The following is a 24,491-nucleotide window of genomic DNA, read 5'->3' as shown; positions in this document are numbered from 1 at the left end:
CTAAGGAATGAAACTATGATGCTTAAAGGTGGCTTCACCAATTATGGACAGCAGATAGGTGTGCTGATGCTGGACACGATTTTCCCTCGTCCTGCTGGTGATATCGGCAATGCACTGTCCTATGATTTTCCTGTGCGTTACAAGACAGTAAAAGGTGCACATGCCACCCGCATCATGGGCAACAATCCTGATCCAAAACTGATCGAACCATTCATCAATGCGGCACGCGAACTCGAAGCGGAGGGCGTACGCGCCATTACCACAAGCTGTGGTTTTTTGGGGCCGTTCCAGAAAGATATTGCCGCAGCGGTCAACATTCCGGTGTTCACGTCATCATTGATGCAGGCGCCGATTATTCACGCCATGCTGCCACCTGGCAAAGTCATCGGTGTGTTCACTGAGCGAGCACATCACATGAATGATGCACATTTCAAAGGCGTTGGCTGGTCGTCCGATGTTATCCCCGTGCAGGTGCAGGGAATGAAGCAGAATGCCGAGTTTCCGCAGACCTATATTGAAGGTCGCGATTACCTCGACACGGAAGTGCTGAAGGAAGAAATGCTGGAGATGACCCGGGAGTTTATGGCGAGCTGTGAAAATCCGGGCGCTATTCTGTTTGAATGCACCAATATGTGCCCGTTTTCATCGTATGTTGCGGCGGAATCCGGCTTGCCTGTGTTTGATATCAACACGCTGATCAACACGTTCTATCTCGCAGCCAATCCACGTCGTTACATTTAAAACCTTTTGAATTCTGATTGCAGCGGCAATGTATTTTAGCCGCTGCGAACGCTCTAAAACCGTTTTCATAGAAGCTGACGGGTTGGGCAGGCCTGAAGCAGGCCGTTTCAACATATTCCACCACCACAGAATAAATTTGCCACAAACCCTACAATTTCAGTCGACTAATCTTTGAGATTTCGTCGCGAAGCCGAGAAACTATTCGAGGCCGGTCCATATTCGTGCGCGTTGCGCGGAAGGTTCCGCCCCAATGCGATGCTCAGCGAAAGTGGATGTGCCGATGCCCTATCAGTTAAGTCTTCTCGACAAGAGCCCGGTAGCACAGGCTGGTAGTGCGGAAACCGCTCTTGCAAATACCGTTTCTTATGCTCAGGCTGCCGAACAGGCGGGCTACAAGCGGTTCTGGGTTGCAGAGCATCATCATGCAGATGAACTGGCCGGGCCTTCGCCCGAGGTGCTTGTTTCTTATCTTCTGGCATCGACAAAGCGGATCAGAATTGGTTCTGGCGGCGTGATGCTGCAGCATTACAGCCCTTACAAAGTTGCCGAAAACTTCAACCTTTTGGCGGCCCTTGGGCGCGGGCGCGTTGATCTGGGTGTCGGCAAGGCGCCGGGCGGACTTCCATTATCAACCAAGGCCTTGCAGCAGGAAACGGGCAGCGAAAAGCGGCTCGATTTCAACAGCAAACTTGAACAGCTCAGCGCATTTCTTGGCGGTGACAAGATCGCATCGGGTCCGTTTGAAGGGCTGGCCGCAACACCTAAACCACAGATATCTGCAGAAAAATTTGTGCTTGGCGCAAGCCCGGAGAGCGCGTTGCTTGCCGCACATTCCGGCTGGGATTTTGTCTATGCCGGTCATTTGAATGGCGATACTGCCAATCTGCAGAAGACGTTCGACGCCTATCGCAATGTGACTGGAAAAGTGCCTGTGCTGGCGCTTGGTGCGGTCGTTGCCGAGAGCCAAGAGGCGGTTGATGCCGCGGTCTCGAAAATTAAAATCTTCAAGGTTCATCTCGCCTCCGGACAATCAGTTTCAGTTGGCACACAGGAGGCCGCCGCCGAGTTTGCGCGACAGGCGGGAGAGACTGATTACCGGGTTGAAGAAAAGCATCCAAATGTGCTCGCAGGCTCGGCAAAGCAGGTGAAGCAGAAGCTCGATGAGCTGCACGAGCAATATGGGGTGACGGAGTTTGTGCTCGAGTTCCCCGCCGTTTCACATGAGCAAAGATTAGCTGCCATCGAAAGCCTCGCAGGCGAACGTCTGGCTATTGCCGCCTGATCCAAAGCCGCTGGCTATAGGGAGTACCTCAAATGAGTTCCAAGCAGATTAGATTCGGTGTGATGCTGCAGGGTGCAGGCGGACATATGAATGCCTGGAAACATCCATCCGGGCCGGCAGATGCCAGCGTGAACCTCCAGTTTTTCATTGATGCGGCACGCAAGTCTGAAGAGGCAGGCATCAGCTTCGCCTTCATCGCAGACGGGCTCTATATCAACGAGATTTCCATTCCGCATTTTCTCAATCGCTTTGAGCCTTTGACTGTCCTTTCGGCACTCGCAGCGAACACGAAGCGCATTGGCCTCGCAGGCACGGTTTCGACGTCCTATAGTGATCCGTTTACGGTTGCACGACAGTTCGCATCGCTTGATCTCATCTCAGGCGGGCGTGCAGGCTGGAACGTGGTGACATCGCCGCTCGAAGGGTCAGGCCGCAACTATGGCAAGCCACATCCCGAGCACGCTCTGCGTTATGAAATCGCCGATGAATATCTTGAAGTAACCAAAGGTCTTTGGGATTCATGGGATGAAGACTCCTTCGTTCGCGATCGTGAAAGCGGACAGTTTTACAAGCCCGAAGGTTTCCATCGGCTCGACCACAAGGGGCGCTTCTTCTCGGTTGAAGGGCCGCTCAATATCCAGCGTTCACCTCAGGGCCAGCCTGTTATCTTTCAGGCCGGTGCTTCCGAAGCAGGTGTCGGACTTGCGGGCAAACATGCCGACGCCGTCTTCACCAATGCGGGTACCATCAAGGACAGCCAGACATTTTATGCGCAGATCAAAGCAAGTGCGGTTGCCCATGGGCGTTCGCAGGACGATGTCGGCATTTATCCTGGCATCGGCCCCATCGTTGGACGAACCGAAGCTGAAGCCGAAGAGAAATATCAGGCGATCCGCAATCTCGTAAGCATCAACGAAGCGCTGTCCTATCTCGGACGTTTTTTCGACCACCATGATTTCACCGCCTATGATCTCGATGCGCCTTTCCCTGATCTTGGTGACGTCGGCAAGAACAGCTTCCGTTCGACAACCGACCGCATCAAGCGGGACGCGGCTGCAAACAAGCTCAGTCTGCGTGAAGTGGCGCTGAATGTGGCGACACCACGCACGTCCTTCATCGGCACCGCAGAGAAGATTGCCGACGAAATCATTCTTTGGAAAGAGCAGAAGGCTGCTGACGGTTTCATCCTTGGATTCCCGGTAATTGCCGAAGGGCTGGATGATTTCATTGCGCATGTTCTGCCAATTCTGGAAGAGCGCGGATATCATGAAGGCAGCTTGAAACACGATACGCTGCGCGGAAATCTCGGGCTTGAGCATCCGCAGAGCCGTTATGCGAAGCCCGTTGAAAACAATGATGCCGAAAGTCACCGAAAGGGTGCGGCATGAATATTCAGCGGTCGCCAGACGTAAACCGTAAACTGGAAATCGAGGCAGGTCTCGCCTCGTTTATCGATGAGTTTATCGCTTTGCGTCGCGACATTCATACCCATCCGGAACTGGCGTTCAAGGAAACCCGGACGTCTGCTCTGGTGGCAGATTATCTGAAGCAATGGTGCTATGACGTTACAACCGGCGTTGGCGGTTCTGGCGTGGTTGGCACATTGAAGCGTGGCAACTCGAACAAGACCATTGGCATCAGGGCAGACATGGACGCCCTGCCGATCATCGAGGCGACTGGCCTTGATTACGCAAGCAGCAATTCCGGTGTGATGCACGCCTGTGGTCATGACGGACATACGACCGTTTTGCTGGCAGCGGCTCGCTATCTCGCCCAATCCGGTCGCTTTTCCGGCACGGTGCATCTCATTTTCCAGCCAGCTGAGGAGATCGGGGCAGGTGCCCGACGCATGATCGAAGACGGCCTCTTTGAGCGCTTTCCGTGCGATGCCGTTTATGGGCTGCATAACTGGCCTGGTGTCCCTGCAGGAAAGTTCGGCTTTGTCACCGGCCCGGCAATGGCATCGGTGGACCGGGCAAGAATTCGCGTGAACGGACGTGGTGGTCATGGTGCCGAACCACACAAATCGGTCGATCCGGTTGTGGTTGCCTCATCCATTGTCTTGGCCCTGCAAACGGTGGTCGCGCGCAATCTCGATCCGCTTGATATGGGTGTAGTGACGGTGGCTTCCATTCATGGCGGCGATGCGTTGAATGTCATTCCGGCGCATGTTGATCTTGGCATTACCATCCGCTCGTTCTCGCAAGCTGTACGCGAAGAGTTGCGGCGGCGGATTGAATCTGTCGCGCGTTCACAGGCCGAAAGCTTTGGTGCTGTTGCTGATGTCAATTATCAGTGGGGCTTTCCTGCCCTGATCAACGCAAAAGCCGAGACGGAATTTGCGCGACAGGTCGCGCTCAGCACGTTCCCCGCTGGCACAGTTATCGAAGATTTCCGTCCGCGCACGGCAAGCGAGGATTTTGCCTTTATGCTTGAGCAGAAGCCGGGAACGTATTTCTTCGTCGGCAATGGCGACAGCGCGGGCCTGCATAACCCCAATTATAATTTCAACGATGAAATCCTGCTTCCAGCGGCGCTGTTTTGGGTTCGGCTGACCGAAGCCTCGCTGATCTGAGATTGCACGATTTCTTCAACATGGATGGCCATCATGGCGGATGAATTTCTCTACACTTCAACGACCGATATTCGTGCAGTGCCGCTGATCGAGGCGCTGACAATCGAGTATGACACGCGCTACGGCACCTATTTCAATGAAGAGGGTGCAGCAGCCGAAATGAACAAATATCCGCCGGAAGCCTTCGCGCCTCCGCACGGCAATTTCCTGCTGTTGCTCCGTGATGGCCAGACAGTCGGTGGTGGTGCATTCATGCGCTATGACGATGTGACCGCCGAATTCAAGCGCATCTGGACGCATAGCGATCTGCGCAGGCAAGGTCTTGCTAAAAAGGTGCTTGAAGAGCTGGAAGCGCAGGCACACCGTCAGGGTTACAAGCGCGTTTATCTGACCACTGGTTTTCGGCAGCCAGAAGCCAAAGAGCTCTACTTAAGAAACGGATACACAGCGCTTTTTGATGTCTCGGCAGACCCGGAAATTTACGGGACTTTGCCTTTCGAGAAAAATATCGAAAACATCAGACAAGTTGATTTTAACTCTTCCGATACGACTGCAAAGCAGGCGGCATTTGGCTAAGTAAATGCTTGGGCGTCAGGGTGGGTGTTGTGGAAAAAACATCCACTGTATCCTGTTTAAATAGACTTATTTGTTTTGAAACTCGACGCCTCATCTCCGAAACTCAGATCAAGTGACTTCCATGACAGACACGTCTGCAGTGAGTCATAAGTTAAATGGCAATTCGGAGCAGCGTTGATCATGGCTATTGCTACAGATTTTGCGGGTACGGACAGGGAGGCAGGCTCTCGCGTAAGTCCCGGCGATTTCAAACATTACCGCATCGTTCCGGCACGTTATCCGGCCCGCGTCGTTGGTACGATCCTGGCCGCAGGGCTGATTATCGCCGTGCTGCAATCGGTTATGACCAACCCCAAATGGGGCTGGCCGGTCTTTGCAGAATGGTTCTTATCAGAGCCCGTTCTTGTCGGTTTGATGCGAACGCTGTGGCTGACAGCGCTTGCAACAGTGCTGGGATTTGCATTGGGAACCGCACTCGCGCTTGCTCGCGTTTCACGCTCGCCGTTGCTATCCGGTCTTTCCTGGGCCTATATCTGGCTGCTGCGATCCATTCCACTGATCGTCCTGCTTCTTGTTCTGAACAATCTCGGCTATCTATATGAAACTGTTAGGTTTGGTGTTCCTTACACGGATATCACTTTTGCCGAATATCCAACCGTTCAGATCCTCAGTCCGTTCGCTGCCGCCCTTCTGGGCTTGAGTCTCAATCAGGCTGCGTTCTCGTCCGAAATCATCCGTGGCGGCATTCTGTCTGTCGATCAGGGGCAGCTCGAAGCTGCCGCCGCTCTCGGCTTGCCACGACGCAGACAAGCCTTCCGCATCGTGCTTCCGCAGGCCATGCGTACGATCCTTCCAACGGGCTTCAACGAAATCATCGGCCTCGCCAAAGGCACATCGATGGTCTACGTGCTCGCGCTGCCGGAACTCTTCTATACGGTGCAGGTCATCTACCGCCGCAACCTCGAAGTCATTCCCCTGCTGATGGTCGCAACCGTCTGGTATCTGATCATCATGACGGTGCTGTCGATCGCGCAATATTACATCGAACGCCATTTCTCGCGCGGTGCATTGCGCAATCCGCCGCCAGCCATTCTGACACGCCTTTTCGCTCGTTTCGTTCCAGCAAAAAGTCCCGTATCGAGCAAAGCGGAGAATGTTGCATCGAGCGAACAGGATTCGCGGATTACCGAAACACTTGCTGTCAGCGGGTTCATGGGCACGCGACGCGGTGCGGTGGATATTCACGGGGTATCGAAGAGCTTCGGCAACAATCTCGTTCTCGACAATGTCAGCCTGCACATCAAGCCCGGTAGTGTGACTGCAATCCTCGGCCCATCGGGTTCGGGCAAGTCGACATTGCTGCGATCCATCAATCATCTGGAGCGCGTGGATGACGGCTTCATCTCGATTGATGACGAACTGCTGGGCTATCGCCAGAGCGGCAACACCCTCTACGAGTTGAAAGAAAAAGACATTCTGAAAAAGCGCGTCGATGTCGGCATGGTGTTTCAGAACTTCAATCTCTTCCCGCATCTGACCGTGCTGGAAAACATCATCGAAGCACCGATGATTGTCCGTGGGTTGAGCCGCGATGCCGCGACCGTGATTGCAAAACGCCTGCTTGCCCGCGTTGGTCTCAGCGAAAAAATCAATGCTTATCCGCGCCAGCTTTCCGGCGGTCAGCAACAGCGTGTCGCCATCGCCCGCACATTGGCACTCAATCCAAAAGTCATCCTGTTCGACGAGCCAACCTCGGCGCTCGACCCGGAACTGGTTGGTGAAGTGCTGGATGTCATCAAGGAGCTTGCACGCTCTGGCACCACGCTTGTCATCGTAACCCATGAGATCGGCTTTGCCCGTGAAGTGGCGGATACGGTGGTGTTCATGGAAGAGGGCCGTATTCTCGAAACCGGCAGGCCAGAGCAGCTTTTCAATGCGGCAACGCATCCCCGAACCCGGGAGTTTCTCGCAAAAGTCCTCTGACGCCAGAACGCCCGCTTTGTTAAGCGCATTCCGAAAATCGGTTCTCACTTTTCGGGATGCGCTCAGGATCCAAACCACAACTCCCGACACTTACGATTGCCCTGACGGGGCAGTCGACAGGGATTGTTTGTCCAAAATTCAGATTATTCTCAGGAGTCATTCAATGAAATCGGTCAACTACAAGAACGCAATATTGGGCAGCTTTCTGGCAGCAGCAACGCTGTTCAGCGCGCCAGCCTTTTCCGCAGAGCTTGATTTTAGCCCGGAGCAGCCAAACCGTCTGCGCACGGAAAAGAGCGAAGCCGTCGTCAATGCCGTTCCCAAGGATTTCAAGTTTGTGCAGGACGGCAAGTTCGTCGTCGGCATTAATCCCTGGGTGCCTCCGATCAGCACTTATGCAACCGATGCAAAGACTGTCGTTGCCTTCGATCCCGATCTCATCCAGCTGGTTTCCGATACATTGGGCCGTGAGCTTGTGCTGGTGCCAATCGCTTGGGCGGATTGGCCGCTTTCGCTTCAATCTGGCAAGTTCGATGCGGTTATTTCAAATGTGACCGTAACCGAAGAACGCAAGGAAAAGTTCGACTTTTCAACGTATCGCAAGGATGAGCTTGGCTTTTATGTGAAGGCCGACAGTCCGATCACGTCGCTGAAAGAGCCGAAGGACATTGCGGGTCTCAAAATCATCACCGATCCAGGCACAAATCAGGAAAACATCCTTGTGCAATGGGACAAGCAGAACGTCGAAGCGGGCCTGAAGCCTGTAGAAATTCAGTATTACGACGATGATGCCGTCAAGAGCCTAGCGATTGATTCCGGTCGTGCGGATGCGGTTTTCAGCGTCAATGCAGTGCAGGCTTATGCTGCATCGCAGCACGGCAAAACCAAGCTTGTCGGCACAGTAAGCGGCGGCTGGCCGCAGACGGCCGAGGTGGCAATCACCACACGCAAGGGCAGCGGTCTGGCCGATACGCTGACGCTCTCGCTCAATGAACTCATCAAGAACGGCAAATATCATCAGGTGCTTGAGCGTTGGAGCCTGAGTTCAGAAGCCGTTGATGAAGCCAAAACCAACCCTGCAGGATTGCCGAAAAGCGGATCGTAAGATCCGCTCGTAATGGGGTGAAATATAGAGAAATCAGGTCATTACACAGAGTTTTACACTCAAGGAGATGGGAATATGACTTATATCAGAAAAGCGGGATACTTCACTGCGGGCCTGATTTCAGGGGCTTTGCTGATGACCAATGCTGCATGGAGTGAGGGCCGATTTGATCTCAGTCCAGAACAGCCAAACCGTTTGCGAGTTGAAAAAATCGATAAGCGTATCGATGAGGTCAAGGACTTCAAATTCGTCAAAGACGGTGTTCTGACCATCGGCATCAGCACCAGCGGGCATCTGCCGCTGCACGACTATGCATCAGATTCCAAGACCGTCATCGGCTACGATGTCGATCTTGCACAGATCATTGCCGATAGTGTGGGGCGCGATCTGGAACTGGTTTCGGTTGCTTGGGCCGATTGGCCTCTTGGGCTTGCTTCGGGCAAATTCGACGCTGTAATTTCCAATGTCACCGTGACGGAAGAGCGGAAGGAGAAGTTCGATTTCTCCACCTATCGCAAGGATGAGCTTGGCTTTTACGTCAAGGCTGACAGCGCGATCAAGGAGCTGAAACAGCCCAAGGACATTGAAGGTCTCAAGATCATCACCGATGCAGGCACCAATCAGGAAAAGGTGCTGCTGGAGTGGGATCGTCAGAATGTTGCAGCCGGTCTGAAACCGATTGAGGTGCAATATTACGACGACGACGCGGTCAAGGATCTCGCCATTCAAAGTGGTCGTGCCGATGCGGTGTTCAGCGTGAATGCGACGCAGGCCTATTCCGCTGGTATCAATGGCAAGACCAAGCTGGTTGGCACGGTCAGTGGCGGCTGGCCGATCACCGCTGAGATTGCGGTCACAACGCGCAAGGGCAGTGGGCTTGCAGCTCCACTGACCAATGTTCTCAACGATCTGATTGCAAGCGGTGCCTATACCAAGGTTCTTGAGACCTGGAACCTCGGACCAGAAGCCATCACCGAAGCCAAGACAAATCCACAGGGCCTGCCGAAAAGCCGTTCGTGAGGGGCTGGGCTGGCACATGAGGGGACGCATATGCCAGCCCGCTTTAGTTTACACAAATGGAGAACGGTTCATGAGAGCAGGTGCTCTGTTAGTTGCTGCATGGGCGTTGGTAGGCGCTTCATCCCTGCCGGCCTTTTCGGAGGATGATTTTGATTTATCACCCGAGCAGGCTGGTCGCATTCATGTGCAGAAAGATGCCAAGGCAATTGCGGCCATCCCCGCAGAGTTTAAATTCGTCACTCCGGGCAAGCTGACTGTGGCCGTTGCGCCGGGTGGTCCGCCGCTGGCGGCCTATGCCACAGATGCCAAGACTGTTGTGGGTGCGGATGCAGACTATGCGTCGGCGATTGCGGAAAGCCTTGGGCTCGAACTTGAAAGTGTTCCGGTCGCATGGATCGATTGGCCGCTGGGTCTCGCATCAGGCAAATATGATGCCGTGATATCCAATGTTGGCGTAACGGAAGAGCGCAAGGAAAAGTTCGACTTTTCGACCTACCGGCAAGGCCTGCATGGCTTCTTCGTAAAGGCCGATAGTGGCGTTACCTCCATCAAGGAACCAAAGGATGCGGCAGGCCTACGCATCATCGTGGGTGCCGGGACCAATCAGGAGCGCATTCTGGTCAAGTGGAGCGAAGAGAATGAGAAGGCGGGGCTGAAACCGCTGGAACTGCAATATTATGATGACGAAGCTGCCAGCCTTCTGGCTCTGCAATCCGGCCGGGCCGATGTGATTGTGCAGCCCCACGCGCAGCTCGTGTTCATCGCCTCCCGCGACAAGAATATCAAACGCGTCGGCACGCTGAGTGCGGGCTGGCCGGATCGCTCGGATGTGGCGATTACAACGCGCAAAGGCAGCGGACTTGCCGATGCACTGACCATTGCCACCAACAGCCTGATCGCAAGCGGAGACTATGCCCGCATTCTCGACCGCTGGCATCTTGAGGAAGAGGCTCTCAAACAATCGGAGACCAATCCGCCCGGATTGCCGAAGTTCAAGTAACATCTCTACGCGCATCCCGAAAACCGGTTCCGACTTTGCGGGATGCACTCACATGTAAAAGGATAAAACGTGCCAAAATCGATTGATTATTTCTTTTCCATCGGCTCGCCCTGGTCATATCTCGGGCTTGATACGCTCGAGGAACTGGCAGAGCGGCATGTGGTCGAAATCAAGCCATATCTTGCGACCGTCATCGAGGAAAATGGCGGCATCTTTTCGCGCAATCGTCCGGTAGCCCGTCGCGCTTATGGCACGCAGGATCTCAAGCGGTGGGCCAAGTTTCGCGGCAAACCGCTTTTCATTGATGATCGCCCGGCTCTGAGTGATCCCACACCTGCTTCATTCAGTGTGATTGCGGCTTACCTTGAAGGTCAAAACTGGCTACAGCTGACACGCGTGCTTCAACATGCGTTTTGGTCTGAGGCTAAGGATATTGGCAAGCCGGAAGTCCGCAGTGCGGTCGCGGATGAAGCCGGTTTCAACGGTCAGTATCTGGTTGGGCGCGAGAATGATCACGACGTTCAGGCCAAATGGAAATCGGATCGCGAACGTGCCGTCGACAAGGGTGTGTTTGGTTTTCCGACCTATATTTACGATACTGAGACTTATTGGGGACAAGATAATCTCGGCTTTCTGGCGAGCCATCTTCGCGGAGAAACCTATTAAATTCAAATGGCTGCATTAGAAACTTCAGATAATGCAGCCAGTTGCTATATCGGCTGTCAGCGAAGCGCGTATCCACCATCCGGATAAAGGTTCGATCCGGTCACAAACCTGTTTCCCATCAGGTAAAGTACGGTATCAGCAATCTCGGATTCAGTGCCTGGTCTGCCGACAAGCGAATTTTGACGATAGTGTTCATAGGCCATTTCGCGTATTTCCTGCGGACGATTTTGCCAAAGATGGCCGTCGATTGTACCGGGTGAAATCGTGTTCACCCGGATGGGTGCCAGATCAATCGCCAACCCGCGACCGAGCCCTTCGATTGCACTGTTGCAAGCTGCATAAACTGCGCCACCCTTGATTGGCCTTGCACTGGCAGCACCGGCCATCAAGGTGATCGAACCGGCTTTGTCGAGGTGCGGAACAGCTTGTTTCACAGCCCAGTATTGGCCCCAGAACTTGGAACGAAACGGGCTTTCAATTGCCTCTATGTCGTCGCTGTCGAGGCCGACCACAGTGTAGGTGGCCGCCGGGACGAACAGATGATCGAAAGCGCCGATTGCTCTGAAAAATGTCGCGAGAGATTGAATGTCGGAGGTATCGACTTCCAGTGCGGTTGATCTCTCTCCCAGAGTTATAGCAGCCTGTTCAAGTCTTGCAGGATCGCGTGCACCTATAACGACCTTACCGCCGGCTTCTACCGCCTTCTTTGCAACGGCAAACCCGATCCCGGTACTTCCACCAATCACGACGATTGTCTTATCTTGCAGTGCTTCTGACATTGCTCACCCTTCACAGCGCTGAAATTGTGTGAAAGGCAATTTATCATGGAGAAAATTTCGCACTTCTGGCATTATTTATATTCAATCACGACAAATATTATCGACAGATGATTTCAAACGAACGGTTCAACGGTATCAGAGCATTTGTACAGGCTGAGCAATCGGGCAGCTTCGCGGCTGCATCAACCGTGTTGGGCCTGTCGCAATCTGCGGTCAGCAAGTCTGTTGCTCGGCTTGAAGATCGTCTCGGTGTGCGGTTGTTTCATCGCACGACCCGCAGTCTAAGCCTGACCGACGAGGGACGCATTTATCTGGAAAGCTGCCGTCGGGCGCTTGAAGAGCTTGCGAATGCAGAAACTGCACTTTCTTCCCGCATAGCTGTTCCGTCAGGACGGGTGCGGATTAATCTGCCGGATTTGTTTGGCCGGAAATGCGTTGCACCTTTGTTGATGCAACTCGCACAGGCCCATCCACAGCTGCATTTTGAAGTGTCATTTGAAAACCGCGTCGTGAACCTCATCGAAGACGGGTACGACCTTGCGGTGCGGATCGGTGATCTGCCCGATAGTATGGATCTGATTTCTAAACGCGTGGGTCAGCAGGACGTCATCATTTGTGCATCGCCCTCTTACATATCGGCCTATGGTAAGCCTTTGAAACTGAGTGACGTTCAAGAGCATTTCTGCGTTACGCAGTTTCGCGGTGGGCGGAATGAACCATGGGTCGTTTTAAACGAGCATGGGGAAAAGGTTCGATGCGATATCCGCGCGAACCATAGCTTTGCTGCTTTTGATATGATCGTCGATGCGGGTATTGCTGGCTTGGGGCTTGTTCAGGTACCCCGCTGGCTGGTCGAAGACAAGCTCTTGTCCGGCGCATTGGTTCAGGCTTTGCCGGATATCAGAACACCCTCGTTGCCGATCCATATCATATGGCCGGGTGGCCGTGTTCTTGCGTCACGCGTGAGAGCAACGATTGAAGCTGTTGCCGATGGTTTGCGGTAGCTCGCGCCGCGCTTGACAGGCGCAGCGCCGCTTAATTTTACTGGCTGGAGAGGCTGTTTCCAGCTGGGGCACCAAGCTCAAAAAGCTTGGAACCTTGCTCGCCATCGATCTCCCGATAACCAATGATCCGAAACCATTTAACGACATCAGGACGGTCAAGCCAGCTTCTGGAATGTATCGGACGGTCGCCGGAAAGCGCCTGAATTTGCTTTATGTGCTTCCGGCAAAAGCGGACGGATCGCGCATTGAAAAAATCTTCCTTCGCTGCAAACAAAGTATCTGTTCCATCATCCGCTTCTTGCCAGGCAATGATCGCCACGACCTTGTCGTCTTCAATCAGTGCATGTGCACGTCCTTCGCGCAGGTTCATGGTAAGGTTATCATAGGCCGATCTTACGTCTTTCCCGGCCGCGATATATTCTGCTGCCATTCGCTCTGAAAGGTCGTGAAAAACGCTTTCCAGATCACCAACACTTGCCGTGCGTGCTTTCATCTTTCTGACCTCCCTTGGTTATTTTCCTCCGCGCCCAAAGGGATAATCTGATTATCCCAAGGCCGATCGGATCGATATCTTCAACGTTAAAACGCTGAAGCCGGTTCCACTTTGAAAATATGCCATGTTGGGTTTGTCGATAAAACCCAATAAAGCCAACGCAAGATATTGGGATGGAGTCTAACATTGCTCTGTGACGGGCGCTTAGCACGATGATCCATGAATCACGGAAATATGAAGCGCAAATTCCTTGAGTGGCGCACGCTGCGCAATCATATTTCTTAGCTCAATGAGTACGTAGTCGTAAAATCACCGATCTGACAAACGCTCATCGAGAAGCGCCCACCTCATTTCGCAATAGCCTCAGGAACAATCAATTGAACAAGTCTCTTCATCTTACGGCGTTTATGCGCCCTGTAAGCCTGCATACTGGCGCTTGGCGATATCCCGGTGCCTATGCCGACGCGAATTTCAATTTCAAGCATCTGAAGGCTTTCGCCCAGAAACTTGAAGCGGCGAAATTCGACGCATTCTTCATGGCGGATCATCTTGCGGTCCTCAACATGCCGCTCGAGGCACTGAAGCGCAGTCATACGGTTACGTCGTTTGAACCATTCACGCTGCTGTCAGCTCTGGCTGCGGTGACTGACAAGATCGGACTGGCGGCGACTGCTTCCACCACATTTGACGAGCCTTACCATATTGCCAGACGTTTTGCCTCGCTTGACCATATCAGCCAGGGGCGCGCAGCGTGGAACATCGTCACGACATCCAATCCTGATTCAGCGCTTAATTTCGGCAAGGACGAGCATGTCGAGCATGGCGAACGCTACAAGCGTGCGCGCGAGTTCTATGATGTCGTAACGGGACTTTGGGACAGCTTTGCGGATGATGCATTCATCCGGGATCAGGAAAGCGGCATCTTCTTTGATCCATCCAAGATGCATGTTCTGGATCATCATGGCGATGATTTCAATGTGCGTGGACCACTCAATATAGCGCGTCCCGTACAAGGATGGCCGGTGATTGTTCAGGCTGGTCAATCAGAACCGGGTCGCCAGCTGGCGGCAGAAACCGCGGAAGTGGTGTTTTGTGCGCCGCGAGACATTGTTGAATCAAAAAAGCTTTATGCTGATTTGAAGTCGCGATTGGCTGCCGCCGGTCGCGCGCCATCGTCGTTGAAGATATTGCCTGCAGCCTTCATCGTCCTTGGCGATAGCCTTGAGGAAGCCAAGCGTAAGCGTGCGAAGCTCGATAGTCTTGTTCACTATGATAGCGGTATCGCATCGCTATCGATTGCTCTTGGCCATGATGTATCAGGTTTTGATCCAGACGACTATTTGCCTCAAATTCCCGAAACCAATGCAAGCAAGTCGGGCAGGGCGCAGGTGCTTAAACTGGCCGAAGAGGAAAAGCTGACTGTCCGTCAGCTCGCCCAGCGTTACGGCGGCTATTCGGGTCTTGCTTTCGTCGGAACCGTCGAAAGCGTTGCCGATGAAATGCAGAAATGGCTGGAAGAAGATGCCAGTGACGGCTTCACAGTTGTATTCCCCTTCCTTCCGCAAGGCCTTGATGATGTGGCGGAAAGACTGGTGCCTGAGCTACAGCGCCGTGGTATCTTCCGCACCGATTACGAGGGCAGCACACTGCGTGAACATCTGGGTCTCCCACGCCCTTCAAACCGCTTTTTTGACGGCAGCTAAGCTGTCTGAACTCTGAACCGATGTCGCGGGATGGATCGGTATTTTCAAACCGAGATTGTCCCGCAATGTCGGACCATCATAATCGCTGCGGGCAAGCCCGCGGCGACGAAGCTCCGGCAGCACCAGCTCGGCAAAGTCTTCCAGACCTGCCGGGAAGATAGGCGGCATCACATTGAAGCCATCCGCGCCATAGGTTTCAAAACGCTCTTCGAGCGCATCAGCCACGTCCGTCGCCGTGCCAACAATCTGCAGATGACCACGCGCGCCCGCAACCCGTAGATAAAGTTCGCGAATGGTTAGATTTTCGCGCCGCGCCAATTCAAACAGAAGCTCTTGTCTGCTTTTGCTCCCTTGAGTTTCCGGCAACTCAGGCACGGGACCGTCGAGATCGAACTGCGAAAGGTCGGGGCCGGACCAGCCCGAAGAAAGAATATTGAGTCCCACAGACGGGTGAATGAGGTTCTGGAGCTGATCGAACTTATCCTGAGCCTCCTGCCTTGTGCGACCAACAACCGGAAAAATGCCCGGCATGATTTTGATATCGTCGGCATCACGGCCATAGCGTGCCGCACGCAGTTTGACATCTTTGTAGAAAGCGGAGGCTTCTTCGACAGTCTGCTGTGCCGTGAAAACGACATCCGCACTTTTTGCAGCCAATTCCTTGCCAGCCGCCGATGAACCGGCCTGCACGGTCACCGGATGCCCTTGCGGCGATCGCGGCACATTCAACGGTCCCTGAACTGAGAAGTGCTTGCCCTTATGATCAAGCACATGCCGCTTGTTAGGGTCGAAAAACCGTGCCTGCTCCTTGTCATAAAGAAAGGCATCATCTTCCCAGCTGTTCCATAGCCCCGTGACGACATCGGCAAATTCCTCCGCCCGTTCATAACGGTCGGAATGTTCATAATGACGGTCGAGATTGAAATTGCGCGCCTCAAAGTCGCTGGCCGAAGTCACAAGGTTATAGCCTGCGCGACCACCGCTTAAATGGTCAAGTGAGGCAAATTTTCGTGCGATGTGAAAAGGCTCATTGAAGCTCGATGAAGCCGTCGCAACAAGACCGATGTGGCTGGTGACAGCCGAGAGCGCGGACAAAAGCGTGAGCGGCTCAAACTGTGCTACATAGCTGTGCGCTGTGCGGCTCAGAATTTCGAGATTGTCGCCGCGGGTTCCTGCACCATCGGCAAGAAACAGCAGATCGAATTTGGCTGCTTCTGCCAGCGAGGCAACGTTGCGGTAATAGTCGAAATTAATGCCAGCATTTGCAACAGCATCCGGGTGCCGCCATGCCGCAATATGGTGGCCGACCGGATAGACGAACAAGCCAAAACGCAGAAAACCCTCACGCTTTGCCATTTCAGGCGCTCCGGGCCTGAGACGGTGTTGCAACGGATAAGGCTGGCAGTTCCAGATTGGCGCGGAAGTCAGAACCGATATAATCCGTATCAATCAACGACCGGCGTCGAAGCTCCGGGATCAGACCATTTAAAAGTAAATCTTCCTGATCGGGATTACCAATGCCGTGCAGCGTGAGAACGTCAACAGCACCCGTATTGAAGCGTTCTTCAATCGCATCAACAAGTTGCTCCGGCGTACCTGCAATCGACCAGTGACCGGTTTCCTGTGCCTCAATAATCAACTGACGCAGAGTCAGACCTTCACGCGCATAGCGGCGGAAGACTTCAACACGGCCCCGGCGGCGGTTAATGCTGGTGACTTCCGGCAGCAGGTTTTCCGGTAGAGACTTGTCGAGCGGCAGATCGCTCAGATCAATATGGCCGCCGAGCATATCTGCAAGTTTGACACGTCCCTGATCATAATCGATTGCCTCATGCTTGTCTTTCAGACGGCGAGCAACATCGGCTTCCGATGAACCAATCAGCGAATGAAGCGAGTTCATGATGAATGGCAGATTGTTGGCTCGGCCAAACTGTGCCGCTCTGCGGCGCAGCTCGGTGGCAAAGGCCACAGCATCTTCGAGCTTCGGCTGCGACGTATAGACGACTTCAGCATAGCGGGCGCCAACGGTGATGCCCGCATCGGACTGCCCCGCCTGAAACTGAACCGGACGACCCTGCGGCAGAGGTGGCACATTCAGTGGCCCTTCTACGCTGAAATGCTTGCCACGATAGTTGATGGGGTGAAATTTTTCCGGGTGGACAGAGATATTACCCGACGCTTTGCGCGTGATCGCATCACGTTCATTTGCATCATAGAGCGCGTTGACGATCTCGATGAATTCCGCAGCCCGTTCATAGCGCTCTTCCGGACTTGGCAGATCGCCGCCGAAATTCTCTTCGCCGACCGAAGAGGTCACGGCATTCCAGCCCGTTCTGCCACCGCTCAAATGATCCAGCGTTCCGATCTGGCGTGCGAGATTATAAGGATGCAAAAATGTTGTTGAGACGGTCGCAATAAGCCCGATATGCGATGTGGCATGTGCCAGCGCTGCAAGCGCGATAACCGGGTCTTGCGTGCCAGTGGTGCCTGCAAGACCCGCTGGATCAAGTTGCAGAAGGTCGGCAGTAAAAAGACCGGTGATTTTCTCGGCTTCCGCCTTCTTTGCCAACTCTATTGCGCGTTTGAACCCAAAGGTCTTGTCCTGGTCATTGTCCGCGGAAACAACGTTGCTGGCACCGAACAGGGTTTTCAAGCGGCGGGTACGTGTTTTGGTCATGGTAATTTCCTTGTAAATTAAGCGGCGCTTATCGTTGGAACGGCATCCAGCAGGGCGCGTGTATAATTGTGCTGTGGTTGGGAAAAGACGCGTTCAACAGCGCCGCTTTCAACGATGCGACCGTCCTTCATCACCAGAACACGGTCTGTCAGATGATGGACGACGCCAAGGTCGTGGGAAATGAACAGAAGCGATGTGCCTGAAGCTGCTTGTAGCTCGGCCAGAAGGTCGAGCACCTGAGCCTGCACCGATACATCAAGCGCGCTTACAGGTTCGTCGGCGACCAGCAATTTCGGGCGCGGTGCAAAGGCGCGCGCGATGGCGACACGCTGGCGCTGACCGCCCGACAATTCACGGGGATAGCGCTTGAGAAACTGCGCCCCCAGACGCACCGCATCCAGCACTTCCACCACGCGCTTGCGGCGTTCATCACCATAGACATGAACTGAATCAAGGCTTTCACCGACGATCTTTTCAACCGTGTAACGCGGATCGAACGAACTGAGCGCATCCTGCGCAATCAGTTGCATATGCGCACGTTGTTCGCGGCGTTGCTCCTCACGCAGATTGCTCCAGAGCTTGCCATCAATATGCACCGTACCCTGGTCGGGTTCAGTTAACCCCAGAACGATCTTCGCGACAGTGGTTTTGCCGGAACCGGATTCTCCGACAATGCCGAGCGCTTCGCCAGCTTTCAGCGAGAACGAGACATCATTGACGGCCAAAGGCGTGTTGGCTTTGCCATAATGTTTGAAAAGCCCCTTGGATTCCAGAACATTAGTGCTCTCATCGATGCGCTTTGCTGGCAGGGGCACCCTGACTTGAGCTTGGTGCGGCTGTGCTGGCGATAGCCGGTAGCCGCGCGATCCGGCCGACGGTACGGCTTCAAGCAAATGTCGCGTATAGGCTTCCTTCGGCGCATTGAGTATCTGCCTTGTTGGGCCTTCCTCAACGATGCGGCCATTGTGCATGACCAGAACGCGATCGGCCAGCCTTGAGACAACAGCAAGATCATGGCTAATCAGCAGAAGTGTGTGTCCCGCCCGGCGACGCTCCGCAAGAAGATCGAGAATCTGCTTCTGAACCGTCGCGTCGAGTGCTGTGGTCGGTTCGTCGGCAATGAGCAGTGACGGCGAACGGGCAACCGCTGTTGCGATCAGTGCGCGTTGCCGCAAACCGCCGGAAAGCTGATGTGGATATTGCAGCAATCTGCGATCAGGGTCGGGAATACCGACCGAGCGCAGCAATGCCTTGCTGCGATCCGTGACATCCGGCCTTCGGAAAAAGCCCTTGACGCCGAAGGCATCAGAAAGCTGTTGCGAGATACGACGTAGCGGATCGAGCGAAACCAGCGCGTCCTGCAGGACAAAGCCGATTTTGTTGCCACGAAGACCCCGCCATTCCTTATCGCGGTAATCAAGGACACTCAGACCATCGATCTCGAAAAGGTCAGCCTTGACGATTGCGCTCGGGCCTGAAAGTCCGATCAGTGCTCGTGCCGTCACTGACTTGCCCGAACCGGACTCTCCAACAAGCGCTACCGTCTCACCGGGGTGAATGGTTAAATTGATGCCTTCGACGACTTTGACCAACTGGTCATCGCGTTGAAAGCTGATGGATAGATTGCGGATTTCAACAAGGGGTGTTGTCATGACTGCCTCCGGCCTTCAAAGGCAAGCTGCCAACGGCGTCCGAGAATGCTGATGGAGATAACGGTGAGTGTGATGGCCAGACCGGGCCAGACGCCAATCCACCAGGCAACACGCAGATAATTGCGCGCTTCTGAGAGCATCGCGCCCCATTCGGGAGCTGGCGGCTGCGGTCCCATGCCAAGAAAGCTCAAGCCCGCAGCGCTGATGATCGCTGTGCCAAGCCCGATTGTTGCAAGGATTGGTACCTGCGCAATGGCGTGGGGCAATACGTGCCGCAACACGAGGATATGACGCTTCAGCCCAAATGTTTTCGCCTGCTCGACATAACCGCTTTGCGCAATAACAAAGGTCTGTGCGCGCACGACGCGGGCGAAACGTGGAATGATGGCGACCCCAAGCGCAAAGATCAGATTGACGGTGCCCGGTCCTGTGAACGAGATGAAAACAAGAGCCAGCAGCAGATCGGGAAATGAAGACACCACATCGAGAAAGCGGGAAATTGCTTCATCAATCAGGCCGCGCGATAGTCCAGCCAACAACCCTAGAATGGAGCCAGCGATAGCACCGATCGCCACAGCGCTAAAGCCGATCAGAACGGAATAGCGCGCACCGTGAACCACGCGTGAAAACACGTCGCGGCCCAAATGATCGGTGCCAAACCAATGCTCTGCCGACGGCGGCAATTGTGCCTGTAGCGGATCTGCCAGCAATGGATCGGCTGTTGTAAGTAAACCCGGCCAGAGTGTTGCAACGGCAATTAACGTTAGAAAGAGTGATGGTAGTGCCAGTGCCGGGCGCGAAAGGGCCAATCGGGCCAGATTACGTAAGCTTGTACCAGCCGTTTTTGCCGTCGAGTGCGTTTCAAGTGAGGGGGTGACACTCATGATCTATCTCCGGCCTTCGGTTCTCAGGCGCGGATCAATCAGCAGATAGAGCACATCAACGATGGTGCTCATCACCACATAGATAAACGCTGAGAAAATAGCGACTGCCAGCACCACCGGCAGGTCGTGATAAAGCACTGCATCAACCGTGATGCGGCCAAGACCGGGACGTCCGAAGACGGCTTCGGTAATAACAGCGCCTGAAAGAAGTCCACCAATCAGCCAGCCGGTCAGTGTCACTGCGGGCAGCGATGCGTGGCGCAAACCATGTCTCAAACGCAGCACAAGATTGCTGGTCCCCCAACTGCGCACTGTCAGCGCAAAGGGTTCTTCCAGCGCGCGTTCCAGACCTTCGCGCAAAACCTGTCCAATGACCGCGCCTAAAGACAAACCAAGCGATAGAGCTGGAAGAACGAGTGCTGCGAAATTCCTGTCCCCCGACACCGGAAACAGCTTGAGCGTGAAGGAGAAGACGAAGAGCAGAACGGTGCCAAGCCAGAAGGATGGCGTTGAAATCAGCACAAGTTCTGTGCCGGCCGCGATTGAGCGCGGCAGCTTTTTACCGGCTGTCCAAACAGCGCTGCCCACAGCAAAGACGATTGCCACAAAGAGTGCGGCACCCGCGAGCTTTAGCGTCGGCCACATCTGCGAAAACAACAGCTGTGAAACGTCTGTCTGTAGATAATAGGAGCGACCAAAATCGCCATGCAGAATACGTCCGAGATAGGACAGGTATTGCATGAAGATTGGATCATCCAGCCCCCATTCAGCGCGAATGGCAGCTTCGACTTCAGGCGTGCGTAACTGCTCGCCAATCAGTATGCTGACGATGTCGCCGGGTGCCAAATGGACGCTGATGAAGCTCAGGGTGATCGCCGCCCAAAGAACCAGCAGGCCTGAGCTTATGCGCAGGGTGATTTGTCCCGTAAGGCTGTTCCGCGGGACTCCGAAACGCCGGGGCAACCAGCTTGCGGGTGCGCGACCGATGGTCGTGGTATTTTCAGCATCCATGATCTGTAGCTCCTCTGTGCCGAAGTCCGCAGGACGGCGTGTTTATTCGCTGCGCCAGATGTCGTAAGCGCTTTCAGGAAGTTGCTTGAACGGGCGGAAGCTGATGCCTTTGACATAGCTTGCAGCCGCTACCTGATCTTCAGGCTCGTACAGCGGCAAGGCATAGGCCTGATCCAAAATGGCGAAGTTTTGCAGCTTGCTGTAAAGCTCAAACCGCTTGGTCTGATCGAGCGTTGAGGCGGCTTCATTGAGCCATTGCGCTAATTCAGGTGCTGAAGCGCGGCTGTAATTGATGTAACCGCCCTTATCGAGTGGCAGGTAATGCAGCTCGATATCGATAGCGTCGGTTGGCGTGTTGGAATTGGCAATCGAGCCAAATTCGCCGGTCTTTCGGCGATCTGTGTAGGTTCCGGCATCCACATAAACGATCTTGAGATCAATGCCCGCACTCTGGCGCGCCTGCGCCTGCAAAGCCTGCAAGAGAACGTCGCGCTGGTCACGCACTGTTGCCTGTGCCTGAATAACTTCGATGGTCAGCGGCTTGCCATCCTTGGTGCGGAAGCCTTCCGCATTGCGTTCGGTCCAGCCTGCTTCATCGAGAAGTTTGTTGGCAAGCTCTGGATTTGCACCGTATTTTCCTTCGATGCTTTTATCGTAGAACTGCGGATCAATAGGCGAGGTGATGCCCCACGCGCGGGTGCGTTCCCCGCGATAGACAGACTTGAGAACGGCATCGACATCAATCGCTGCAACCAGCGCTTTGCGAACGTTAAGCTCCTGCGTTGGCCCCCATTCGACATTGAGGAAAAGCGAATAAGGTGTGCCGGTATTCAAGGCCGTCTGATAGGTGAAATCAGGATTGTCCTTGAACAAGGCCGCATCATTGCCCGACACACCTTCAATGACATCAACCTGACCAGACGTAAGGGCGCCGGTTCTGACCGAGGACTCGCCCAGGAAACGGTAGGTCACTTCATCCAGATAGGCTGGCCCCTGATGAGCAGCATTTGCTGGTGCCCAATTGTAATCCGGGTTTTTTGCGAAGTTGAGTTCCTGTCCTTTGGCATAGCGCTTCAAAATGAAAGGACCGGTTCCTGCAATCTGAGGTCCACCGGATTTGATTTCTTCAGATTTGAATGCAGCAGGCGAGAGAATTTCCAGGCTGGCAATATAATCGAGAAATGGCGCGTAAATGCCTTTGAGCGTGAAACTGACGGTGTTTTCGTCGAGCGCCTTCGCTTCTGCAATGCGCGACACTGGTCCGGTGCTTGTGCTGCCGGAATAGGCCGGGTCTTTGAGCGCCGTAATGTTGGCTACGACAGCTTCCGCATTGAATTTTTCGCCGTCCGTAAACTTCACATCATCGCGTAGCGTGAATGTGTAGGTTTTACCGTCGTCCGAAATCTTATGATCTTTCGCAAGCCAAGATACATAACCGCCGTCAGCGGTACGTGCGAGCAGCGATTCATAAGCATTGCGCAGCAGAAGTTTGGTTTTGTCCTGACCATTGAGCTGCGGATTGAGCGTTGCAGGCTGGGTTTCAACGCCCCAGACCAGCTTGCCACCTTCAACGGGTTTGGCATCTTCCGCGAATGCGATTTTTGGCAGTGCGACCGCTGCGAAAACTGCGGTTCCGAGTGTTAGAAAATATCGGCGATTAAGCATGTATCGGTCTCTCGTAAGAAGGATGAAATTAATCTTGAAGCCAGATGTCGTAGGCATTTTCCGGAAGCCGCTTGAAAGGGCGGAAACCAATGCCTTGAACGCGGGATGATGCGACGATTTGATCGGCAGGAACGTAGAGCGGCAGGCCATAGGCCTGTTCGAGCAGCGCAAAACGTTGCAGCTCTGCGTAAGTCTCAAAGCGCTTTTTGGGATCGAGCGTGGAAGCGCCCTGATCCAGCCATTGGGAGACTTTGGGGTCTTCTGTTCGGCTATAGTTGATCGAGCCGCCCTTATCGCGTGGCAGATAATGGAAATAGATGGTGACGCCATTTTCTTGCGTCGTGGTCGAGTTTGGAATGATGCCGTATTCACCGTCTTTCTGACGGCTGGAATAGGTGCCCGCATCGACATATTGCAGCGCAATATCGATGCCCGCATTCTGTCGGGCCTGGGCCTGTACCGCCTGTAACAGAATATCTCGCTGGTCGCGCACGGTAGATTGTGACTGCACAACCTCGATTGTCAGACGTTTGCCGTCTTTGGTGCGGAAGCCGTCGGCATCGCGTTCCGTCCAACCCGTGTCATCGAGAAGCTTGTTGGCAAGTTCTGGATTAAACCCGTAAGTGCCTTCAATCGACTTGTCGTAAAAGTCAGTGTCAGCGGGCGTAAGAATGCCCCAGGCACGTTCGCGTTCACCGCGATAAACCGACTGAATAATGCGTTCGACATCGACGGCAGCCAGCACTGCTCTACGGACATTGACGTCGGAGGTGGGTTCGCGGGTGATGTTGAGATAGAGCGTATAAGGCGTTCCGGTGTTGATTGAAGTTTGGTAGCTAAATTCCTGATTATCTTTGAAAAGTTGCGCATCGTTGCCGGAAATGCCTTCTGCGGCATCAATCTGCCCGGAAGTGAGTGCGCCGATACGCACTGAGGATTCAGGCAGGAAACGATAAGTCACATCATCGAGATAGGCCGGCCCTTGATGCGCGGCGTTTTGGGGCGCCCAATTATAATCCGGGTTTTTAACGAAACGGATTTCCTGACCCTTGATATAACGGTCGATAACAAAGGGGCCAGTTCCTGCGACTTCTGTTCCACCAGCCTTCAGCTGTGTAGATTCAAATGCTTTGGGCGAGATCAGTTCAATGCCCGCCGCACCATCCAGAAAAGGTGCATAAACGCGGTCGAGTTTTATAACGACTGTGAGTGAATCAACGGCCGTGACTTCGCTCACACGCGCGACATGGCCTGCACTGATGCTTCCAGAATAAGTGGGTTCTTTGAGTTTGCTAAAGTTGAGAGCAACAGCCGCCGCATCGAATTTTTCACCATCCGAAAACCTCACGTCGTCGCGTAGTTTAAACGTGTAGGTTTTGCCGTCGTCAGAAACTTCATAGCTCTTGGCGAGCCACGGCACATAACCACCCTCCGGTGTGCGGGCCAAAAGGGATTCATAGCTGTTGCGCAAGATGAGCTTGGCTTTGGCCTGACCGTTCAAATGGGGGTTAAGTGTGCTTGGCTCTGTCTCCACACCCCATGTGAGAGAACCACCGCTGACGGGTTTAGCATTTGCTTTGGCCGAAGTGATTTCGGCTCCAGCAGCAATGATCAGAGTAAGGGCGCTGGCGCCAGCCAGGAAAGCTCGTCTTGTTACCACGTTGAATATCCAGTG

The 24,491-nt window shown here is 54.0% G+C and carries 21 protein-coding genes; 12 read left to right on the top strand and 9 right to left on the bottom strand.

The annotated features are described in order from the left end of the window. The first annotated feature begins 15 nt into the window (after positions 1-15). The 10 genes from ABWV94_RS13095 (at position 16) to ABWV94_RS13050 (ending at position 10,948) form a co-directional block, all read left to right on the top strand. On the top strand, positions 16-741 hold the full coding sequence (locus ABWV94_RS13095) for an aspartate/glutamate racemase family protein (RefSeq protein ID WP_079212903.1): 726 nt from the start codon (positions 16-18) through the stop codon (positions 739-741). Positions 742-1,021: 280 nt separating this feature from the next. After that, entirely contained in the window at positions 1,022-2,023 is a 1,002-nt protein-coding gene (locus tag ABWV94_RS13090) for an MsnO8 family LLM class oxidoreductase (RefSeq protein ID WP_353413821.1), read from the top strand. A gap of 32 nt (positions 2,024-2,055) precedes the next feature. Beyond that, entirely contained in the window at positions 2,056-3,411 is a 1,356-nt protein-coding gene (locus ABWV94_RS13085) for an LLM class flavin-dependent oxidoreductase (RefSeq protein WP_353413819.1), read from the top strand. Further along, positions 3,408-4,598, top strand: a complete 1,191-nt coding sequence (locus ABWV94_RS13080; RefSeq protein WP_353413817.1) for a M20 aminoacylase family protein — start codon at positions 3,408-3,410, stop codon at positions 4,596-4,598. The genes ABWV94_RS13085 and ABWV94_RS13080 overlap by 4 nt, the downstream gene beginning before the upstream one ends. A gap of 24 nt (positions 4,599-4,622) precedes the next feature. Next, positions 4,623-5,174: a GNAT family N-acetyltransferase gene (locus ABWV94_RS13075; RefSeq protein ID WP_353413815.1), complete on the top strand. Its 552-nt coding sequence runs from the start codon at positions 4,623-4,625 to the stop codon at positions 5,172-5,174. A gap of 180 nt (positions 5,175-5,354) precedes the next feature. Further along, positions 5,355-7,157, top strand: coding sequence for an amino acid ABC transporter permease/ATP-binding protein (locus tag ABWV94_RS13070; RefSeq protein ID WP_353413813.1), 1,803 nt, complete (start codon positions 5,355-5,357; stop codon positions 7,155-7,157). Between the two features lie 163 nt (positions 7,158-7,320). Then, positions 7,321-8,262, top strand: coding sequence for an ABC transporter substrate-binding protein (locus ABWV94_RS13065; RefSeq protein WP_007878984.1), 942 nt, complete (start codon positions 7,321-7,323; stop codon positions 8,260-8,262). 135 nt (positions 8,263-8,397) lie between these two features. Beyond that, on the top strand, positions 8,398-9,282 hold the full coding sequence (locus ABWV94_RS13060) for an ABC transporter substrate-binding protein (protein WP_502905178.1): 885 nt from the start codon (positions 8,398-8,400) through the stop codon (positions 9,280-9,282). Between the two features lie 70 nt (positions 9,283-9,352). Continuing rightward, entirely contained in the window at positions 9,353-10,282 is a 930-nt protein-coding gene (locus tag ABWV94_RS13055; RefSeq protein ID WP_353413809.1) for an ABC transporter substrate-binding protein, read from the top strand. A gap of 69 nt (positions 10,283-10,351) precedes the next feature. Further along, complete coding sequence (locus ABWV94_RS13050; protein ID WP_353413807.1) at positions 10,352-10,948, top strand: 2-hydroxychromene-2-carboxylate isomerase; 597 nt, start codon at positions 10,352-10,354, stop codon at positions 10,946-10,948. Between the two features lie 56 nt (positions 10,949-11,004). On the opposite strand, the gene ABWV94_RS13045 is transcribed toward ABWV94_RS13050, so the two are convergent. Further along, positions 11,005-11,727, bottom strand: a complete 723-nt coding sequence (locus ABWV94_RS13045) for an SDR family oxidoreductase (RefSeq protein ID WP_353413805.1) — start codon at positions 11,725-11,727, stop codon at positions 11,005-11,007. Between the two features lie 107 nt (positions 11,728-11,834). Between ABWV94_RS13045 and ABWV94_RS13040 the strand changes: the two genes are divergently transcribed. Next, the gene (locus tag ABWV94_RS13040; RefSeq protein WP_353413803.1) at positions 11,835-12,731 is read left to right on the top strand and encodes a LysR family transcriptional regulator; all 897 of its coding nucleotides are present in this window, start codon (positions 11,835-11,837) and stop codon (positions 12,729-12,731) included. Between the two features lie 37 nt (positions 12,732-12,768). Here the strand turns inward: ABWV94_RS13040 and ABWV94_RS13035 are convergent, their stop codons facing one another. Next, positions 12,769-13,224, bottom strand: a complete 456-nt coding sequence (locus ABWV94_RS13035; protein ID WP_007878990.1) for a hypothetical protein — start codon at positions 13,222-13,224, stop codon at positions 12,769-12,771. Between the two features lie 407 nt (positions 13,225-13,631). Between ABWV94_RS13035 and ABWV94_RS13030 the strand changes: the two genes are divergently transcribed. Next, positions 13,632-14,927: an LLM class flavin-dependent oxidoreductase gene (locus ABWV94_RS13030; protein ID WP_353414091.1), complete on the top strand. Its 1,296-nt coding sequence runs from the start codon at positions 13,632-13,634 to the stop codon at positions 14,925-14,927. On the opposite strand, the gene ABWV94_RS13025 is transcribed toward ABWV94_RS13030, so the two are convergent. Genes ABWV94_RS13025 through ABWV94_RS12995 form a run of 7 tightly spaced genes read right to left on the bottom strand, consistent with a single transcriptional unit; the run spans position 14,901 to position 24,476 of the window. Next, positions 14,901-16,283 (bottom strand): LLM class flavin-dependent oxidoreductase, encoded by a 1,383-nt coding sequence (locus ABWV94_RS13025; RefSeq protein WP_353413801.1) that lies wholly within the window; start codon positions 16,281-16,283, stop codon positions 14,901-14,903. The genes ABWV94_RS13030 and ABWV94_RS13025 overlap by 27 nt on opposite strands. Position 16,284: 1 nt before the next feature. Continuing rightward, a complete protein-coding gene (locus tag ABWV94_RS13020; RefSeq protein ID WP_353413799.1) occupies positions 16,285-17,604 on the bottom strand; it encodes an NtaA/DmoA family FMN-dependent monooxygenase in 1,320 nt (439 codons plus the stop codon). A gap of 17 nt (positions 17,605-17,621) precedes the next feature. Beyond that, positions 17,622-19,256, bottom strand: coding sequence for a dipeptide ABC transporter ATP-binding protein (locus tag ABWV94_RS13015; protein ID WP_353413797.1), 1,635 nt, complete (start codon positions 19,254-19,256; stop codon positions 17,622-17,624). Beyond that, entirely contained in the window at positions 19,253-20,140 is an 888-nt protein-coding gene (locus tag ABWV94_RS13010) for an ABC transporter permease (protein WP_353413795.1), read from the bottom strand. The genes ABWV94_RS13015 and ABWV94_RS13010 overlap by 4 nt, the downstream gene beginning before the upstream one ends. Before the next feature lie 3 nt (positions 20,141-20,143). Then, positions 20,144-21,151 (bottom strand): ABC transporter permease, encoded by a 1,008-nt coding sequence (locus tag ABWV94_RS13005; protein WP_353413793.1) that lies wholly within the window; start codon positions 21,149-21,151, stop codon positions 20,144-20,146. Positions 21,152-21,193: 42 nt separating this feature from the next. Beyond that, positions 21,194-22,816, bottom strand: a complete 1,623-nt coding sequence (locus ABWV94_RS13000) for an ABC transporter substrate-binding protein (RefSeq protein WP_064321666.1) — start codon at positions 22,814-22,816, stop codon at positions 21,194-21,196. A gap of 28 nt (positions 22,817-22,844) precedes the next feature. Further along, positions 22,845-24,476 carry an ABC transporter substrate-binding protein gene (locus tag ABWV94_RS12995; protein WP_353413791.1) on the bottom strand — a complete coding sequence of 544 codons (1,632 nt, stop codon included), beginning with the start codon at positions 24,474-24,476 and terminating at the stop codon, positions 22,845-22,847. Between the last annotated feature and the right edge of the window lie 15 nt (positions 24,477-24,491).

Source organism: Brucella sp. NBRC 12953 (assembly GCF_040369775.1).
Taxonomy (GTDB): Bacteria; Pseudomonadota; Alphaproteobacteria; order Rhizobiales; family Rhizobiaceae; genus Brucella; species Brucella pseudogrignonensis.
Note: the sequence above shows the minus strand (reverse complement) of the source record. Positions and strands in the feature narration are given on the sequence as shown.